Below are 18,409 nucleotides of genomic sequence, written 5' to 3'. Positions count from 1 at the left end.
CTATGTATATTGATACACATGTCCATTTAAATGCAGAACAATATGAAGAAGACGTCAAGGAAGTTATTGAACGAGCGCTTGAGGCAGATGTGAAAAAGATGGTAGTGGTAGGATTTGACCGTATTACCATTGAAAAGGCAATGGAGTTAGCGGAACGCTATCCGTTCATCTATGCCGTAGTTGGCTGGCATCCCGTTGACGCCATTGATTGTACGGAAGAAGACTTGGAATGGATCGAAACCCTTGCCGCTCATCCGAAGGTTGTTGGTATTGGAGAAACAGGCTTGGATTATTATTGGGATAAATCACCGAAAGACATTCAGCAAGAACTGTTCAGAAAGCAGATCCGTCTTGCTCAAAAGGTTAATCTTCCCATTATTATCCATAATCGGGATGCTACAGGGGATGTTGTCCGTATTTTAAAGGAGGAGGAAGCCTGGATAACGGGTGGAATCATGCATTGTTATGGCGGAAGTGTTGAAACTGCAAAAGATTGCATAGACATGAACTTCATGATTTCCCTAGGAGGCCCTGTCACTTTCAAAAATGCAAAAATGCCGAAGCAAGTTGCAACGGAAATTTCTTTGGATCATTTATTAATTGAAACGGATGCGCCTTACCTCGCACCGCACCCATACAGAGGGAAAAGGAATGAACCTGCGCTGGTCACATTGGTAGCTGAAGAAATCGCCAGCCTGAAGGGACTGTCGGTTGAAGACGTGGCGAAAAAGACGACCGAAAATGCAATGAAGATCTTCAGGATTACGGATTAAATTATTAGAAGATAAGTCCACTTGTCATGAGAATAAACTTCCCAAGTTGGGAGGAAATAAAGTTCCAATGAGTTGACACTCGCATGAGGAACCTTTATAATCAGCCGAGTGATAAAGGAGGAGTTTTTTCATGCTAAAAAGCACCATGAAAAATCTGTTCTTCCCATCATTGAGGAGTCAACAAATAGCGATAACTGCATTTGCATTTGTCCTATTTGTGGCGGTTATTTCACTTGTTCTCCACACGGGAACGAAGAAATCGGTCACACTACAAGTGAACGGTGAGAAAATAGAAATTAAAACATCTGCACATACAGTTGGGCAACTTCTTGATAGCGAAAATATTGAAGTTGCCGAACACGATTTAGTAATACCCTCAGTGAGTACACCAATCGAGGAAGGATTGTCGATTAGGTGGGAACAGGCAAAACAAGTTTTGATTCAACTGGACGAGGAAACAACAAAAGTTTGGACGACAGATCTGAATGTAGGAAAAATTCTATCTGAAGCTGGCGTTGACCTTCAGGAACATGACATCGTCACACCAAGTCTAAATTCGAATATTGAAGAAAATCAAATCATCAACGTTCAAAAAGCGTTTCAATTGACGCTTATTAATGGCGGAAAAGAGATACCATTGTGGTCAACTTCGACTACGGTCGCTGACTTTTTAAAGAGAGAGAACATTCAATTGAATGAACACGACAGAATAAATGGGAAGATGGAAGATTTGGTCAAACCGGATTCCGTTGTCGAAGTCGTGCGAGTAGAAAAGGTCACCGATGTAGTGGAAGAACCAACAAATTTTGCGGTTGTAACGAAAAGTGACGCCAAAATGCTAAAGGGACGCGAAAAAGTCGTCCAAGACGGCAAAAAGGGGTCAGTAGAGCGCAAGTTTGAAATTGTTAAAGAAAATGGCAAAGAAGTATCTCGTACGTTATTAGGCGAAAGAGTCATTCAGGAACCACAAAAGAAAATTGTAGCAGTGGGATCCAAAGTAGTGGTGGCAAGTGCATCTACATCTTCTAAAAAATCTAAGGCTGTGGTCTCCCGTGGGACGTCCGCACCGTCCGGCGGCAAAGAGTTTTACGTTACTGCAACAGCATATACTGCACATTGCAATGGCTGTACAGGGACAACGGCGACAGGTATCGATTTGCGTTCTAATCCGAATCTAAAGGTTATTGCCGTCGATCCAGATGTCATTCCGCTGGTTCGAAGGTTTGGGTGGAAGGATACGGATATGCAATTGCTGGGGACACTGGCGGGGCTATTAAAGGTAAGAGGATTGATCTTCATGTACCGACAAGTCAGCGGCTTATAATTTTGGCCGCCGTCAAGTGAAAGTTAAAGTCATAGACTAATTTTATTTCCGCTATTATCCGTGGGGCTCAACCAGTCCCGCGGTTTTTTTTATGAATTCATACGTGTAAGGGGCTGATCAAGGCTGCCTTAATTTCTGCAAAGTGCGCAGAAATTAAGGCAAATGAACCCTTCGCTGTCCGATTGCCTGTACATCAGCGGCTCCAAGACGTAAAATTAACTCATCGTATTTATCGAATCGAAAAGAGGGTCACAGTGAAGATAAAGGAAATTATTGTTGTTGAAGGGAAATCAGACACCATTGCAATCAAAAGAGCAACAGGGGCAGATACAATCGAAACAAATGGTTCAGCTATCAATGAGGCTACTTTGAATCAGATACGCCTTGCCCAGGAAACAAGAGGGGTTATCGTATTCACTGATCCTGACTATCCGGGTAGAAGAATTAGGGCTATTATCGAGAGAGAATCCCCAATGTTAAACACGCCTTTTTGCATAAATCGAAAACAATCTCGAAAAATGGTCAAAAGTTAGGTATTGAACATGCAAAGGATGAAGATATCAAAAATGCACTTGAAGCTGTTTATTCGATTGACGAGCAGAATAAAGAGGAGATTCCGTTGGCATTCCTACTGGAAGAAAGGCTAATAGGTCATCCGGACGCAAAAAGCAGACGCGATCGGTTGAGCGAGTTATTATATATAGGGCAAGTGAACGGTAAAGGTTTGAAAAAGAGACTTGAAATGTTCCGGATTGGGCAACATCAATTAATGGAGGCATTGAAAGTCCTGCAAGAGGAGGAAGACCATGAATAAGGATATTGCAACACCTGCAAGAACGAAGGAGATTTTGGAAAAACACGGTTTTTCTTTCAAAAAGAGTTTAGGACAAAACTTTTTAATCGACCCAAATATTTTACGAAATATAGTATCGCATGCCGATTTGACGGACCGGACTGGTGTTATTGAGGTTGGTCCCGGTATGGGCGCTAACAGAGCACCTTGCAAGATCTGCAAAAAAGGTCGTCGCGTTTGAAATCGATCAACGCCTTCTACCGGTATTGGAGGATACTTTATCACCTTATAATAATGTCGAAATCATTAACCAGGACGTTTTAGAGGCGGATTTAAATGGGATTGTCGAGGAACAATTTAGCGGTTTTGACGATATCGTCGTTGTGGCAAATCTCCCTATTACGTAACGACTCCAATTATTATGAAATTCCTTCTTGGCAAAGTTCCAATACGCGCCATGGTCATTATGATGCAAAAGGAAGTGGCGGATCGGATAACGGCATCACCAAGCACGAAAGCTTATGGCTCCCTATCAATTGCTGTGCAATACTACATGGATGCCGAAGTATCGATGATTGTGCCGAAGACTGTATTCATTCCACAACCGAATGTCGAATCTGCGGTCCTCAAATTGACAAAAAAGCGGAACCGCCTGTCGAGGTTATTGATGAAGATTTTCTATTCAAGGTGGCCAGGGGCTCGTTTGTACAGCGCAGAAAGACGCTACTGAACAATCTTCAGTCCTCCTTGCAAAATGGCAAGGCGAAGAAAGAGCAAATCCTTCAAGCGTTTGAACGCATTGGTATGGATCCCGGTAGAAGAGGAGAGACTTTGTCCATCGAGGAATTCGGGAAATTGGCGAATGCACTCTACGCGGATTTCAAAGAATCTTGACAAATTTAGGACGTTAAAAAATGATAATGGGGAAAATAGCGAAAAAAGAATTGACAAAGATAAGTGCTTACTGTTAAAATTCTCATTTTAATTGACAGAACTTTTTAAAAGTGTTATACTTATATCCAGTGAGGTGTAAGCGACGTGCCAAAAACATTAGCGGACATTAAGAAGTCATTGGATGCTCACTTGGGGAAACGTTTGCATTTAAGGGCAAACGGCGGCCGTAAGAAAACAATCGAACGTGCCGGAGTCCTGCGTGAGACGTATCGGGCAGTTTTTGTTGTAGAACTGGACCAGGACGAAAATGCTTTTGAAAGGGTATCTTACAGCTACGCGGATATTTTGACAGAAGCTGTCGAAATAACAGTTCTGGATGATGGAGACGCAACCGCGTTTAGCATCAAGTAATTTTCATGGCTATTATTTACTGTTTTTAGATTAAAAACACCTATGCAACCTCCTCTGGAGCGCATAGGTGTTTTTTTATTGTTCTTGCTCATACTAGGTGTGTCAGTCGAAAAGGAGGAAAACCTAATGGCTAGAAGACGAAGTATAATGTCCGAGCACTTGAAAGAAGAGATTGCGAAAGAGCTAGGCTTTTACGATGTTGTTCAGCGCGAAGGTTGGGGAGGAATCAAGTCACGGATGCCGGTAATATGGTGAAACATGCCATTCAAATGGCTGAACGCGGAATGGCGGAAAAAAAAACAATAGCTAAGATTACCTTTCGACTCTAAGGACTGACAATGGAAGAGCTGTATGGATGTCGTTTCAGACGTCGTACAGCTCTTTTTTTCCTTACCTTACATAAATAAAACAAACAGTCACTAATAATTACAGGGTGCAATCCCTACACCCTATGGTAAAATAGGGAACAAAGACAAGCTAGAAAGGAGGGGCCCTAATGTTATATGAAAAGGCACCTGCCAAAATCAACCTGACGCTTGATGTCCTACATAAACGTGATGACGGTTTCCACGAAGTGGAAATGATTATGACGACAGTCGATTTGGCAGACCAGGTTTGGCTACGACCAGCACATGACGGATTAATTACGATAAAAGTGTCCGAGCAATTTGTGCCGAACGATCGAAAAAACCTCGCCTATCAAGCAGCTGACCTACTTAGACGACAATTTAAAATCCGTGAAGGGGTCGAAATCACATTAAACAAGAAAATTCCAGTGGCTGCAGGTCTTGCAGGCGGGAGTTCAGACGCAGCTGCTACCCTTCGCGGACTCAATAGACTTTGGAACCTTCGGCTAAGTGTGGATGAATTGGCAGATATAGGAGCTAGGATCAGGATCAGATGTGTCCTTCTGTGTTCATGGTGGTACAGCACTTGCGAAAGGGCGAGGGGAAAAGATACAGCATCTTCCGGCCCCGCCGAATTGCTGGGTTATCCTTGCGAAGCCAGCGATTTCTGTCTCAACTGCAGATATTTATAAAAACCTGGATCTCTCATCCATCAAGCATCCTGATACAGCAGGTATGTTGGATGCATTGAATTCCGGGGATTATAACAAAATGTGCAGCACTTTAGGAAATGTACTTGAGCCAGTAACGATGAATCTACATCCGCAAGTGGTCATCCTAAAAAAGAAAATGGAACAATTTGGAGCAGACGCTGTTTTGATGAGCGGAAGTGGACCAACAGTTTTCGGTTTCGTTAGGCAAGAAGCACGTGTCTCAAGGATATATAATGGACTCAAGGGTTTTTGTAAGGAAGTCCATGCAGTAAGGATGACGGGGGAACGTTTTATCCTTGATTAAACACGTACGTTTATGATACTGTACATTAAAATATTCGGATTTAGGGGTTGTTGTTTTTGAAGTGGAAAAGGAGCGAAAGATTAGTCGATATGACTCGTCATCTACTGGAAAATCCGCACTCACTCATCCCGTTGACTTACTTTTCCGAGCGTTACCAGGCTGCTAAGTCATCCATAAGCGAAGACTTATCAATTGTCAAAGAGACGTTTGAAGAGAACGGAACAGGCAAACTAATTACTGTATCAGGCGCTGCAGGTGGAGTGAAGTATATCCCGCGTGTCACTGAATCGGAAGTCCGGGAAGTGATGGCGGTTATTAAGGAAAGTCTTGGTCGATCGGATCGTCTTTTACCCGGCGGTTATTTATATATGACGGATTTCTTAGGGAATCCGAAAATTATGGACCGCATCGGGAAAGTATTTGCATCGGCTTTCGGGGATATGGAAATTGATGTGATTATGACAGTTGCTACGAAGGGTATTTCCATTGCGCATGCGATTGCGCGCCATTTGAATGTGCCTGTCGTCATTGTTCGAAGGGACAGCAAAGTGACAGAGGGATCGACCGTCAGCATTAATTATGTATCTGGTTCTACACGAAGAATTCAGACAATGTTATTATCGAAGAGAAGCATGAAAAGCGGTCAAAGAGTTTTGATCACCGATGATTTTATGAAGGCCGGAGGAACTATGGCCGGCATGAAAAACTTGTTGGAAGAATTCGATTGTGTACTTGCTGGGATTGCTGTACTTGTCGAAGCTGAACATACCGAGGAAGTCCTCGTCGATGATTATTTATCTTTAGTCAAGCTTCGCACTATGAATGAAAAGGATCGTACGATTGAACTGGAAGAAGGCAATTATTTTAAGAAGGGTGGAAATGAAGGATGAATTATGTAGCTACAGAAAATGCACCGAAAGCAATTGGACCTTATGCACAGGCCGTAAAGGTAAACGGATTTGTGTATACATCCGGGCAATTGCCAATGACACCGGACGGGTTGCTTCTGGAAGGGACGATTGAGGAGCAAACCAACCAAGTTTTTGCGAACTTGAAGGCTGTATTGGAAGAAGCAGGATCATCACTTGATAAGGTGATTAAAGCAACGGTTTTCATTAAGGATATGAATCAGTTTGCTGCTTTAAATGATATCTATGCACAACATTTTGGTTCACATACTCCTGCCCGTTCAACGGTAGAGGTGGCACGACTTCCAAAAGACGCATCAGTCGAAATAGAAGTTATCGCTCTCGCAGAATAATCAAAAACGTAAACCCGCTCAAAATAAATGAGCGGGTTTTTCTCTTTTTTATATGGATTAAAGCGTATTTTGAGTCTATTAAAAAAACTTTTGAAAATAAAAAGGAAAATGATGACTTTTGCAGAATATAGATACTATGCATTGTAAAAACAAAAGCCAGGGCGTTTACTTAGTGCCTAAAGCTGGATGTTATTAAAGGGGAGTGGGAAGAGAATGGAAATAACAGATGTAAGATTAAGGAAGGTAGAAACATAGACGTAGGAGGTATGCCTGTTCTTGTGGAAAGCGTTTCTCTGAGACATCCCCTTTCGTGGATAAGTATCAACGCTACACTAAAGAGTGGAATCAAGTCGTGCGTATCCGATCAGTCAAGGCCAAAACATTTAAAGAAGCAGGAGAGGTACTCGGCACCTCCAGCTCGACCGTGATCCGACGGTTCAAGGAAGTGGCGAAAGAGCAGATGACCAATGGCGTCCGGTTACCAAAAGCCATTGCGATGGATGAATACAAAGGCGATACGGATGCCGGTACGTACCAGTTGATTATAGCGAACGCAGAAACACACGAACCTCTGGATATCTTGCCAAACCGCAGAAAGAAACGATTCAAGATTATCTCCGCCAACACGGAGCTGACGTTGAATTAGTGGTCATGGATATGAATCCGAGCTTTAAGGCAGCTGTGAAAAAGGCCTTGGGACGCCCCGTCATTGTCGCAGACCGATTCCATTATTGTCGGTATATCTACTGGGCGATTGATGAAGTTCGCCGGAAAGTGCAGAAGGAATGGCATGCATATGACCGCAAGAAATGTAAAAGAATGCGACATGTATTATATAAGCGTAACGATAAATTAACGGAAAAAAACCGTTGGTATTTAAATGGGTATTTAGGCATGTCTGATGAATTGAAAAAGGCATATGAACTGAAAGAGGCGTACTGTGAGTGGTTTGACTGGGCGAAGACCGCTGAGGATATGGCAGAAGTGAAGAGCCGGACTAGAGGACTTTTACCGCAAGGTAGAGGAAGCTGGTATTCCGGCGTTTTCAAAAGCCATTCAAACATTTAGAAACTGGCAAGTTGAGATCTTGAATAGTTTCGGCTTCAAGTATTCCAACGGTTTTCTAGAGGGAATTAATAATAAAACAAAAGTGATGAAGCGCAATGCCTATGGTTTTAGACGCTTCGATCACTTTAAGGCAAAGATATTATTAAACATTCGATATAAAGAAATCGGTACTCATTTAGGTTAAGGATAGGATTTCTTTACGGCGTTATAGGTTTAAAAGAGATTCTTTGATTGGAGCGAAAGGCGGCGACTCCTGCCGGAATAGCATGAGCTGAAGACCCTGGACTGAGCAAAGCGAGGGAAGCGGCTGAAGCCATGCCGGCGGAAAGCGTCCGCCTGTAGCGCAAATCAACATTCTCATAGCATAATTTAAGTTAAAGGGTGGTGTGCAAATCACATCACCCCAACATTTGATTTAGAACCAAAATAAATGAGCGGGTTTTTCTCTTTTTATATGGATTAAAGCGTATTTTGAGTCTATTAAAAAAACTTTTGAAAATAAAAAGGAAAATGATGACTTTTGCAGAATATAGATACTATGCATTGTAAAAACAAAAGCCAGGGCGTTTACTTAGTGCCTAAAGCTGGATGTTATTAAAGGGGAGTGGGAAGAGAATGGAAATAACAGATGTAAGATTAAGGAAGGTAGAAACAGATGGCAGAATGAGAGCTATCGCGTCGATTACCTTGGATGGAGAATTTGTCGTACACGATATCCGAGTCATTGAAGGAAATGAAGGATTATTTGTTGCCATGCCAAGCAAGCGGACTCCTGAAGGAGATTTCCGTGATGTAGCACATCCATCAACACATCGGCAAGAATGAAAGTTCAAGAAGCGGTTCTGTCCGCCTACCATATGGTTGAGGAAAAAGGATATGGAAGAAGCCGGCGCTTAAGATTAACTTCATAAGAGAAGAAGCAGCAGAACTGGATTTAACCAAATCTTGTTCTGCATTTTGCGGTTCTATAATATTTGTTGGGGTGTTCGCATACAAATTCAATAAAAAAATGCACGTAAATCACCATTTCTTTTATACTTGAATTGTCGAGAAACAAGTAAACGAAAGGTGATACGTGCACATGAATTCTAACATGAATATTCCAGGATTAAAAGATGTAAACATTGAAAAGATAGAAGAGGTCGGAGAGCGGACTGCACTTCATGTTTCGCTTCCAAGGAAGCCCCACAAATGCCCTGCATGTGGGGCAATGACAACTAAGATTCATGATTATCGCATTCAGAAGATCAAGCACCTCAAGTGGTTTGAACGTTTAACAGTTCTTTTTTATAAACGTCGTAGGTATGCCTGTTCATGCGGAAAGCGCTTCTCGAGACATCCCCTTCGTGGATAAGTATCAACGCTATACGAAAGAGTGGAATCAAGTTGTACAATCCGATCAGTCAAGGCCAAAACATTCAAAGAAGCAGGAGAAGTACTGGCACCTCCAGCTCGACAGTGATCCGCCGGTTCAAGGAAGTGGCGAAAAAGCAGATGAAAAGTGGTGTCCGATTACCAAAGGCCATTGCGATTGATGAATACAAGGGCGATACAGATGCCGGTACGTACCAACTGATTATTGCGGACGCAGAAACACACGAACCCCTGGATATCTTACCGAACCGAAGGAAAGAATACGATCAAGGATTTTGGTTCACATACTCCCGCGTATGCCCAATACGGGACTGACGTTGAGTTAGTGTAAAAACAAAAGCCAGGGCGTTTACTTTTAGTGCCTAAAGCTGGATGTTATTAAAGGGGAGTGGGAAGAGAATGGAAATAACAGATGTAAGATTAAGGAAGGTAGAAACAGATGGCAGAATGAGAGCTATCGCGTCGATTACCTTGGATGGAGAATTTGTCGTACACGATATCCGAGTCATTGAAGGAAATGAAGGATTATTTGTTGCCATGCCAAGCAAGCGGACTCCTGAAGGAGATTTCCGTGATGTAGCACATCCCATCAACACATCGGCAAGAATGAAAGTTCAAGAAGCGGTTCTGTCCGCCTACCATATGGTTGAGGAAAAAGGGGTATTGGAAGAAGCCGGCGCTTAAGATTAACTTCATAAGAGAAGAAGCAGCAGAACTGGATTTAACCAAATCTTGTTCTGCATTTTTTTGCTATTAGCGCCTAAGAAAAAGTAAAACAACAATATTAAAAGAATTATCCCCGCTTGTCAAGGGGATTTGGTTGAAATAAATAGTATTTTCAGCTATAGTCAATAATGAAATTATGGATGGGGGCCGACCACATGACGAATACATATGCCATCGTCCTTGCTGCAGGACAAGGAACGAGGATGAAATCGGATTTATATAAAGTATTGCACCCGGTTTGTGGAAAACCAATGGTCGAACACGTTGTTGACCATATTATCGGAATCGGAGCCGATAAAATCGTAACGATTGTAGGCCATGGAGCAGAAAAGGTTGAAGAAACGCTTGGTGGGAAAAGCGATTATGCCCTACAGGCAGAACAGCTTGGAACAGCGCACGCGGTTCAGCAGGCGGAAAACCAGTTAGGGAATTTAGATGGAGTCACCATTGTCGTCTGCGGTGATACCCCTCTCATCAAATCGGAAACAATGCAAGCTCTAATCGCTCATCATTCCGAGACAGATGCCAAAGCTACAATCCTTACTGCTTCCGCCGAAGACCCGACTGGCTATGGACGTATCATTCGCGATGCAGAAGGAAATGTCCTTCGCAATGTCGAGCACAAGGATGCTACGGCCGAAGAAAGATCCGTTAACGAGATCAATACAGGTACCTACTGTTTTGATAATCGTGCATTGTTCGACGCTTTGAAAAAAGTGGAAAATAATAATGCACAGGGAGAATACTATTTGCCGGATGTCATTGGTATATTAAGGGCCGAAAATGCTCGCATTTCAGCATATGTCACTGATGATTTCAGCGAAACGATCGGTGTCAATGACAGGGTCGTTCTATCGGAGGCTGAAAAGGTAATGCGCCAACGGATTGCCGAACATCATATGCGTGAAGGCGTTACAATTATCGATCCTAACAGCACCTATATAAGTGCGAATACCACCATCGGCAGGGACACCGTTCTTCAACCTGGAACGATTATCGAAGGACAAACAGTTATCGGTGAAAAATGTATAATCGGACCGAATAGCCATATTGTCAACAGCACAATCGGCAATCATACAACCGTTCATTCGTCAGTCATACGGGACAGCATCGTTGGTTCACGTACGGCAGTAGGCCCGTTCGCACATATCCGTCCGGATTCCAATCTCAGCGACAATGTAAAAATCGGCAATTTTGTCGAAGTTAAAAAGTCAAGGTTAGGTGAAGGAAGCAAGGTGTCTCACCTCAGCTATATCGGAGATGCTGAAGTCGGTGCACAGGTTAATATCGGTTGTGGAACAATCACGGTGAATTATGATGGTAAGAATAAAAATACCACGACAATCGAAGACGGTGCTTTTGTTGGGTGCAATTCGAATCTTATTGCGCCGGTTAAAATTGGAAAAGGCGCTTATGTAGCCGCTGGATCCACTATAACGAAAGATGTCCCAGAAAGTTCACTTGCAATTGGACGCGCGCGCCAGGAGAATAAAGAAGGATACGCAACAAAATTAAATCTTAAATAATCAGGGGGGCCATCATGGCTAATCATTATCCTAATAAAAAGTTGAAAATATTTTCACTCAATTCCAATGAATCACTTGCCCAAGAAGTGGCGGACGAAATCGGACTTCCACTTGGTAAGTGCTCTGTCAAACGTTTTAGCGACGGAGAAGTACAAATTAACATTGAAGAAAGTATCCGAGGCTGTGATGTCTTTGTCATCCAGTCCACCTCCAATCCAGTCAATGATAACTTAATGGAGCTTTTAATCATGATTGATGCCCTGATGCGTGCATCAGCACGTACAATCAATGTTGTCATGCCATATTACGGCTACGCACGACAAGACCGTAAAGCGCGTTCACGTGAGCCGATTACGGCTAAACTGATAGCAAACTTGCTTGAAAAAGCGGGAGCTGACCGCGTAATTGCAATTGACTTGCACGCGCCACAAATCCAAGGCTTCTTTGATATTCCAATCGATCATCTTGTAGCTGAACCAATTCTTACGGAATACTTCAAGAGCAAAGGTTTGGAAGGCAACGATCTTGTCATCGTATCCCCAGACCATGGCGGTGTTACACGAGCTCGTAAAATGGCGGACCGCATGAAAGCACCAATTGCTATCATAGACAAACGTCGCCCACGTCCAAACGTTGCAGAAGTGATGAGTATTGTTGGAAACGTCGACGGGAAGACAGCTATCCTTATCGACGACATTATTGATACAGCCGGAACTATTACAATCGCAGCGAACGCGATTATTGAAAATGGTGCAAAAGAAGTTTATGCTTGCTGCACGCATCCGGTACTTTCCGGTCCTGCTATCGAAAGAATTGACAATTCCCAAATCAAGGAATTGGTCATCACGAATTCAATCGAATTGCCGGAAAGCAAAAAATCTCCGAAAATCAAACAATTGTCGATTGCCAAGCTATTGGGCGAAGCAGTCATTCGTGTATTTGAAGAGAAATCTGTAAGCACATTGTTTGAATAAGCAAGTCAGTAAGTTTCATGTCGTCTGATTTTGGGTATTTCAAGAGTTAGAATAACTTTTTTCAGGAAAGGTGACTACGCAAATGAGTACAGCAATTCAGTCGAAACCAAGAGAAACGAAAACAAGATCTGCTTTATCAGCACTAAGAAACGAAGGGTACATCCCATCGGTGGTTTATGGATATAAAACCGAGTCTACCCCAATTGCAGTAAAAGAGCGCGATCTTATGAGCACTTTACGCGAAACGGGACGAAACGGAGTCATCAAGCTTGATGTGAATGGTGAACAATTGAACGTCGTATTAAGTGATTACCAGGAGGATGCACTAAAAGGAGAAATCCGTCATGCAGACTTCTTGGCGATCAATATGACAGAAGAGCTTGAAGTAGACGTAACGGTGAACCTTGTAGGTGAATCGTTAGGTCAAAGGAAGGCGGCGTCCTACAACAGCCGAACCATGAAGTGAAAATTAAAGTGAAGCCTTCTGATATACCTGAAGCTTTCGATGTCGATATTTCCGGATTACAAATCGGTGAATCGATTACGGTTGGGGATATCCGAGCGAAGTCGAAGTTTGAAATTATGAATGAAGATGATTTCGGGCTCGTTGTCGTCTCTTCTCCTCGTTCAGAGGATACTGATGGCGACAATCTTCCGGATGCAGAATCTTCACCCGAACTCGTTGGTGGAAACCAAGGGGATAGCGACGAAAATTAATACAAAATGCAACTATTGGAGCGCACGAATTCAAACCCGTGCGCCCTTTTTAACATTCTTTATTAAAAGGAAGATGCGTCGTATGAAAATGATAATTGGTCTTGGAAACCCGGGGAAACAATATGAGAAAACACGACATAATGTTGGATTTGAGGCCGTAGATGAACTAGCAAAGCGATGGAATGCCCCTGCTTGGCAAACGAAATTCAATGGTGCCTACACAATTGTCCATAGCCCAAAAGGCAAAGTAATGCTTGTCAAACCACTAACATACATGAACCTATCCGGTGAATGTGTAGGGCCACTAATGGACTACTTCGATGTCGATCTAAAAGATATTGTCGTCCTTTACGATGACCTCGACCTCACTCCAGGAAAACTGAGATTACGTCAAAAGGAAGTGCCGGAGGGCATAACGGCATGAAATCGTTAATCGCACATCTCGGAACTGACACATTCAATCGAATCCGTATAGGAATTGGTCGTCCGGGGGGCGGCATGAAAGTTTCCGATTACGTCCTATCTACATTTGGCAAGGATGAACAGCCAATGATTGATGAAAGCGTTGAAAGAAGCGTATCGGCTTGTGTTGCTTGGCTTGACAGTACTTTTCTTGAAGTCATGAACAACTATAACGGTGCTTAAGGAATAATCATCCCTTCATTTGCCTATACTTTGATAAAAAGGGGCCGATGAAAATGGACATTCGATATTCATGTAGACATTGCAATACGGAGGTCGGTAGTATTCCATTCGCTTCCGCTGAGGAAGTTGTCCAACAGTTGAAAAACAGAGAGGACAGCGAACATTTCTTGGAGTACGATAATGACGGTTCAATGACAGTACGATGCATTTGTGAGGAATGTGAAAAGTCGTTAAAAACATTCCCGGATTACTATGCACTAAAGAAATGGCTACAATAGAACGTTCCGCTTTGGCGTCACACGCGCACAAAGCTTTTTTCACTTCAATCTATATACTGCAAAGCGAGGAAAATAATCATTGGATGCGCTCATAGATTTATTTTTAGAAGATAAAGAGATTAATAAGGTGATAGACGAGTTAAAATCAGGCCAGGACCGCCAACTGTTGGCAGGTTTATCGGGCGGTGCAAAATCCGTCTTTTTTAAGGCTGTCCATCTTTCTGCCGCTCGCCCAATCCTTATTATCACTCCAAACATGCTGCAAGCACAGCGTACATATGAGGACCTTGTGAAGACACTTGGTGATTCACTTGTTCATTTATACCCGGCAGAGGAACTGGTCGCTGCCGATTTTTCTGTATCCAGTTTTGACCTTCGAGCAAGCAGGATAGATACTCTCGATCATATGGCGCGAGTTGGAAAAGGAATCTATATTACACCCGTTGCAGGCATGAAAAAACTGCTTCCGCCTAAGGATCGTTGGCTTGAGAATTCATTGACAACCAAGTTAGATGACACAATCGATGTGGATAAATGGATACAAAAACTTGTCGAGATGGGTTACAACAGACAGGATATGGTGACTGCACCGGGAGATTTCGCACTTCGTGGCGGAATATTGGACGTCTATCCGTTGAATATGGAAAACCCGGTCCGCATCGAACTATTCGATACAGATGTCGACTCGATTCGGTTGTTTTCAGCTGATGATCAACGCTCGACCGACAAATTAGATGACGTCTCCATCTTGCCTGCCTCAGAATTCGTTTGGGATTCTGATGAGTTATCACAAATAGCAGAAAATCTTGAAGGTGCTCTACGTTCGAGTATAAAGCGTGTGAAAAGTGACGAGGTGAAGGAATCTCTCACATTGAATATTTCACGAGATATCGACTTATTGAAAGATGGTATTGTTCCTGAAGGAATGATGAAATACGTCTCTCTCGCGGAGCAGGCAACTGCCTTCTTAGGCGATTATTTTCCTGAAGATGGCCTTGTTTTTTTCGATGAAATTGGACGTATCCTTGAGGTATCTACAGCGCTTGAAAGTGAAGAGAAAGAATGGTATTTATCCCTGCTTGAAGAAGGAAAAATTGTTCATGATGCAAGAATTTCCTTCTCATTCGATGAAATGCATAAAATACTCGACCAGAAAAAATCCTATTTATCTCTCTTTGTCCGAACTGTGCCAGGCATCGTCTTGAAAAAGACTGTTTCGTTCTCTTGTAAACCGATGCAGGAGTTCCATGGGCAAATGAATTTATTGAAAAACGAAATGGACCGTTGGCAACAAGGAAAATTCAATGTATTCATCGTTGCGGATGGCGAAGAACGCATGAAAAAAGTCCAAACGATTCTTAGAGATTACGAGATGTCGGCAACTGTGAACGGCAAGCCTTCAGACAATGGTACTATATCCATCATTGACGGCGATCTATCTGCAGGGTTTGAAATGCCATTCCAGCGATTCACTGTGATTACGGATGCCGAATTGTTCAAGGGCAAACCGAAGCGGAAAGCCCGTCCGCAAAAGATGACAAATGCAGAGCGCATCAAAAGCTATTCGGAAATCAAACCTGGCGATTATATCGTCCACGTCCATCATGGAATCGGGAAATATTATGGCGTAGTGACACTTGAAGTGGGCGGCGTCCATAAGGATTATTTAGATATCCGGTACCGCGCGGAGGATAAGCTGTTCGTTCCGGCTGATCAAATCGACTTAATCCAAAAATATGTCGCTTCAGGGGAAAAGGAACCGAAACTTCATAAGCTTGGTGGAGCAGAATGGAAGAAGACAAAGAGTAAAGTATCTTCCGCAGTGAAGGATATCGCTGATGACCTTATCAAGTTGTATGCGAAACGCGAAGCGGAAAAAGGATATGCATTCTCAGAGGATGATGATTTGCTGCGTTCCTTTGAAAATGCATTCCCTTATGACGAGACGGAAGATCAGCTTCGCTCCATTGAAGAAATAAAACGCGATATGGAAAGAGAACGACCGATGGACCGCCTGCTATGCGGGGACGTTGGATACGGAAAAACGGAAGTGGCGATACGGGCTGCTTTTAAAGCTGTAGGAGACGGCAAGCAAGTGGCTTTCCTCGTACCAACGACAATCTTGGCGCAACAGCATTATGAGACGATGAAAGAACGGTTCTCGGGCTTCCCTGTCGAAGTATCGCTTTTGAATAGATTCAGATCGAAAAAAGAACAAACAGAAACATTGAAAGGCTTGAAAGCAGGCACAATCGATGTTGTCGTAGGAACCCATCGACTCCTATCGAAAGACGTGGCCTACAAGGATCTTGGACTGTTAGTTGTTGACGAAGAGCAGCGGTTCGGTGTGACGCATAAAGAGAAACTGAAGCAGCTGAAAACAAATGTGGACGTGCTAACATTGACCGCAACACCAATTCCAAGGACATTGCATATGTCGATGTTGGGAGTCCGTGATCTATCCGTCATTGAGACACCTCCGGCAAACCGTTTTCCCGTACAGACGTATGTTATGGAGCATAATTTTGCGCTTGTACGCGAAGCGATCGAACGGGAGATGGGGCGAGGCGGCCAAGTTTTCTATTTATACAACCGAGTCGAAGACATTACGCGCAAAGTGGATGAAATCAAACAGCTTGTGCCGGAAGCTCGAGTTGCTTTTGCGCATGGGCAAATGGGTGAGTCTGCACTTGAATCCGTCATCCTTAGCTTTCTTGAGGGTGAGTATGACGTGCTTGTCACAACGACGATTATTGAGACGGGAATTGACATACCTAATGTCAATACACTTATCATCCACGATGCGGACCGGATGGGTCTATCACAGCTTTATCAGTTACGTGGGCGTGTTGGACGGTCGAATAGGGTGGCGTACGCCTATTTCCTATACCAGCGTGATAAAGTGCTGACAGAAGTGGCGGAAAGCCGCCTGCAGGCAATCAAGGAATTCACCGAGCTTGGGTCCGGATTCAAAATCGCAATGCGGGACTTGTCAATCCGTGGAGCAGGGAATTTGCTTGGCTCCCAGCAGCATGGCTTCATCGATTCTGTCGGATTTGATCTATATTCGCAAATGCTTCAAGACGCGATTGAAGAGAAGCAGACGGGCATCGTTAAATCCGAAATACCGGATGTCGAAATTTCATTGCCAATTAACGCGTATTTACCGGATTCGTATATCCGTGACGGATTCCAAAAAATCCAGATGTATAAGCGGGTCAAGGCAATTGAAAGTGAGCTGGATTATTCAGAGCTTGTCGATGAAATGACGGACCGCTTCGGCGATTTGCCGCTTGAAGCCGATTTATTGCTTCGAGTCGGAAGAATAAAAGCATGGGGACGCATGGCGGGAGTCGAATCAATTAAAAAACAACGCTCCATCATTGAAATACGTTTAACGGAGGAAGGAACAGCCAAGACTGATGGTGCGAAAATGGTAACGGATTCCATGGAATTCGGCCGCGCTGTCGGCTTTACGATGGAGGAAGGGCGCCTGATTGTTACGGTGGATGAACGGCATACCGGCAAAAAGACCGAATTTGACGTGTTGGAAGAGATGATGCGCATCTTGGCGTCATCCGTAAAGGAAACAATCTCTGCTGATTCCGAGTAAAGGAACTTTTGCATAAAATGACCAAACATGATGCATACTATATCCGAACGGAAGACGGTTTAATTTTTGGAAAGTGAGGCATCATGCATGAAAGCAACAGGAATCGTGCGCAGAATTGATGATTTAGGCAGAGTGGTCATTCCAAAAGAAATCAGAAGGACCCTCCGCATCCGTGAAGGAGATCCGCTTGAAATCTTTACCGATCGGGATGGCGAAGTGATTTTAAAGAAGTACTCCCCAATTTCCGAGCTCGGTCAATTCGCGAAAGAGTACGCAGAAACGCTATACGAAACACTCGGAACACCTGCCATGATCAGTGACAGAGATGAAATGATTGCCGTATCCGGATTATCGAAAAAAGATTACTTGAACCGCCAATTATCACCGGATGCTGAAGAAGTATTAGCCGGCCGCACCCTCATTATAGAAAAGCTTGAAAAAGCGGTGGAGTGGGTGCCAGGACAAGTAGAGCAAGTGAAGTCCTACTGCATTGCCCCGATAGTTGCGGGCGGTGATACAATTGGCGCGGTCTACTTGCTATCGAAAGTCCATTTCCTCGGCGAAGCCGAACAAAAAGCAGCAGAAACCGCCGCGCACTTTTTGGCGAAACAGATGGAACAATGAAAAACAGCCTGCACGTACCGGGAAGGAACTGGTGCGTGTGGGCT

The 18,409-nt window shown here is 43.5% G+C and carries 15 protein-coding genes and 8 pseudogenes; all 23 read left to right on the top strand.

Translation table 11 applies throughout. The annotated features are described in order from the left end of the window. The first annotated feature begins 2 nt into the window (after positions 1 to 2). The 23 genes and pseudogenes from QNH10_RS02460 to spoVT all read left to right on the top strand — a co-directional run bounded on the left by QNH10_RS02460 (position 3) and on the right by spoVT (position 18,365). The gene (locus tag QNH10_RS02460) at positions 3 to 773 is read left to right on the top strand and encodes a TatD family hydrolase (protein ID WP_283733389.1); all 771 of its coding nucleotides are present in this window, start codon (positions 3 to 5) and stop codon (positions 771 to 773) included. Positions 774 to 903: 130 nt separating this feature from the next. Further along, a pseudogene (locus QNH10_RS02455) lies at positions 904 to 1,710 on the top strand (resuscitation-promoting factor); the annotation flags it as partial. 290 nt (positions 1,711 to 2,000) lie between these two features. Continuing rightward, a complete protein-coding gene (locus tag QNH10_RS21010) occupies positions 2,001 to 2,117 on the top strand; it encodes a 3D domain-containing protein (protein ID WP_430541088.1) in 117 nt (38 codons plus the stop codon). Positions 2,118 to 2,351: 234 nt separating this feature from the next. Beyond that, positions 2,352 to 2,911: pseudogene (gene rnmV, locus QNH10_RS02450) on the top strand (ribonuclease M5). Then, positions 2,904 to 3,784 (top strand): annotated as a pseudogene (gene rsmA, locus QNH10_RS02445) (16S rRNA (adenine(1518)-N(6)/adenine(1519)-N(6))-dimethyltransferase RsmA). The pseudogenes rnmV and rsmA overlap by 8 nt, the downstream one beginning before the upstream one ends. Positions 3,785 to 3,928: 144 nt before the next feature. Continuing rightward, positions 3,929 to 4,195, top strand: a complete 267-nt coding sequence (veg, locus tag QNH10_RS02440) for a biofilm formation stimulator Veg (RefSeq protein ID WP_283733388.1) — start codon at positions 3,929 to 3,931, stop codon at positions 4,193 to 4,195. A 126-nt stretch (positions 4,196 to 4,321) separates the two neighbouring features. Next, positions 4,322 to 4,524, top strand: a pseudogene (locus tag QNH10_RS02435) (small, acid-soluble spore protein, alpha/beta type). Positions 4,525 to 4,691: 167 nt separating this feature from the next. Then, positions 4,692 to 5,559 (top strand): annotated as a pseudogene (gene ispE / locus QNH10_RS02430) (4-(cytidine 5'-diphospho)-2-C-methyl-D-erythritol kinase). A gap of 56 nt (positions 5,560 to 5,615) precedes the next feature. Further along, positions 5,616 to 6,449, top strand: coding sequence for a pur operon repressor (purR, locus tag QNH10_RS02425; RefSeq protein WP_283733387.1), 834 nt, complete (start codon positions 5,616 to 5,618; stop codon positions 6,447 to 6,449). Then, complete coding sequence (locus QNH10_RS02420; RefSeq protein WP_283733386.1) at positions 6,446 to 6,820, top strand: RidA family protein; 375 nt, start codon at positions 6,446 to 6,448, stop codon at positions 6,818 to 6,820. The genes purR and QNH10_RS02420 overlap by 4 nt, the downstream gene beginning before the upstream one ends. Positions 6,821 to 7,070: 250 nt before the next feature. Continuing rightward, positions 7,071 to 8,072: pseudogene (locus QNH10_RS02415) on the top strand (ISL3 family transposase); the annotation flags it as partial. Between the two features lie 431 nt (positions 8,073 to 8,503). Further along, a pseudogene (gene spoVG, locus QNH10_RS02410) lies at positions 8,504 to 8,799 on the top strand (septation regulator SpoVG). Positions 8,800 to 8,969: 170 nt separating this feature from the next. Next, entirely contained in the window at positions 8,970 to 9,242 is a 273-nt protein-coding gene (locus tag QNH10_RS21005; RefSeq protein WP_430541087.1) for a transposase family protein, read from the top strand. Between the two features lie 32 nt (positions 9,243 to 9,274). Further along, positions 9,275 to 9,577, top strand: coding sequence for a hypothetical protein (locus QNH10_RS21000; protein ID WP_430541086.1), 303 nt, complete (start codon positions 9,275 to 9,277; stop codon positions 9,575 to 9,577). An 84-nt stretch (positions 9,578 to 9,661) separates the two neighbouring features. Next, positions 9,662 to 9,946, top strand: coding sequence for a septation regulator SpoVG (gene spoVG, locus QNH10_RS02400; RefSeq protein ID WP_283733385.1), 285 nt, complete (start codon positions 9,662 to 9,664; stop codon positions 9,944 to 9,946). 197 nt (positions 9,947 to 10,143) lie between these two features. After that, a complete protein-coding gene (gene glmU / locus QNH10_RS02395) occupies positions 10,144 to 11,514 on the top strand; it encodes a bifunctional UDP-N-acetylglucosamine diphosphorylase/glucosamine-1-phosphate N-acetyltransferase GlmU (RefSeq protein ID WP_283733384.1) in 1,371 nt (456 codons plus the stop codon). Positions 11,515 to 11,528: 14 nt separating this feature from the next. Further along, positions 11,529 to 12,488, top strand: coding sequence for a ribose-phosphate diphosphokinase (locus tag QNH10_RS02390; RefSeq protein WP_283733383.1), 960 nt, complete (start codon positions 11,529 to 11,531; stop codon positions 12,486 to 12,488). An 82-nt stretch (positions 12,489 to 12,570) separates the two neighbouring features. Beyond that, the gene (locus QNH10_RS20380) at positions 12,571 to 12,954 is read left to right on the top strand and encodes a 50S ribosomal protein L25 (RefSeq protein ID WP_347177966.1); all 384 of its coding nucleotides are present in this window, start codon (positions 12,571 to 12,573) and stop codon (positions 12,952 to 12,954) included. Next, on the top strand, positions 12,951 to 13,205 hold the full coding sequence (locus QNH10_RS20375; protein ID WP_347177965.1) for a hypothetical protein: 255 nt from the start codon (positions 12,951 to 12,953) through the stop codon (positions 13,203 to 13,205). Before QNH10_RS20380 ends, QNH10_RS20375 begins: the two co-directional genes overlap by 4 nt. Positions 13,206 to 13,287: 82 nt before the next feature. Next, a pseudogene (gene pth, locus QNH10_RS02380) lies at positions 13,288 to 13,850 on the top strand (aminoacyl-tRNA hydrolase). Positions 13,851 to 13,903: 53 nt separating this feature from the next. Continuing rightward, entirely contained in the window at positions 13,904 to 14,128 is a 225-nt protein-coding gene (locus QNH10_RS02375; protein WP_283733382.1) for an anti-sigma-F factor Fin, read from the top strand. Positions 14,129 to 14,207: 79 nt separating this feature from the next. After that, entirely contained in the window at positions 14,208 to 17,741 is a 3,534-nt protein-coding gene (gene mfd / locus QNH10_RS02370; protein ID WP_283733381.1) for a transcription-repair coupling factor, read from the top strand. Between the two features lie 87 nt (positions 17,742 to 17,828). Then, positions 17,829 to 18,365 (top strand): stage V sporulation protein T, encoded by a 537-nt coding sequence (spoVT, locus tag QNH10_RS02365; protein ID WP_283733380.1) that lies wholly within the window; start codon positions 17,829 to 17,831, stop codon positions 18,363 to 18,365. Positions 18,366 to 18,409: the final 44 nt, after the last annotated feature.

Source organism: Sporosarcina thermotolerans, from assembly GCF_030067815.1.
GTDB classification, from domain to species: domain Bacteria; phylum Bacillota; class Bacilli; order Bacillales_A; family Planococcaceae; genus Sporosarcina; species Sporosarcina thermotolerans.
The sequence above is the reverse complement of the archived record's forward strand: the minus strand, read 5'-3'. Positions and strand labels throughout refer to the sequence as shown.

Bases quoted from the DNA above. Each gene is read 5' to 3' on its own strand.
- spoVT (WP_283733380.1), top strand. From the start codon at position 17,829: ATGAAAGCAACAGGAATCGTGCGCAGAATTGATGATTTAGGCAGAGTG.
- QNH10_RS02375 (WP_283733382.1), top strand. From the start codon at position 13,904: ATGGACATTCGATATTCATGTAGACATTGCAATACGGAGGTCGGTAGT.
- QNH10_RS02460 (WP_283733389.1), top strand. From the start codon at position 3: ATGTATATTGATACACATGTCCATTTAAATGCAGAACAATATGAAGAA.
- QNH10_RS02420 (WP_283733386.1), top strand. From the start codon at position 6,446: ATGAATTATGTAGCTACAGAAAATGCACCGAAAGCAATTGGACCTTAT.
- QNH10_RS20380 (WP_347177966.1), top strand. From the start codon at position 12,571: ATGAGTACAGCAATTCAGTCGAAACCAAGAGAAACGAAAACAAGATCT.
- glmU (WP_283733384.1), top strand. From the start codon at position 10,144: ATGACGAATACATATGCCATCGTCCTTGCTGCAGGACAAGGAACGAGG.
- QNH10_RS02390 (WP_283733383.1), top strand. From the start codon at position 11,529: ATGGCTAATCATTATCCTAATAAAAAGTTGAAAATATTTTCACTCAAT.
- QNH10_RS21005 (WP_430541087.1), top strand. From the start codon at position 8,970: ATGAATTCTAACATGAATATTCCAGGATTAAAAGATGTAAACATTGAA.
- spoVG (WP_283733385.1), top strand. From the start codon at position 9,662: ATGGAAATAACAGATGTAAGATTAAGGAAGGTAGAAACAGATGGCAGA.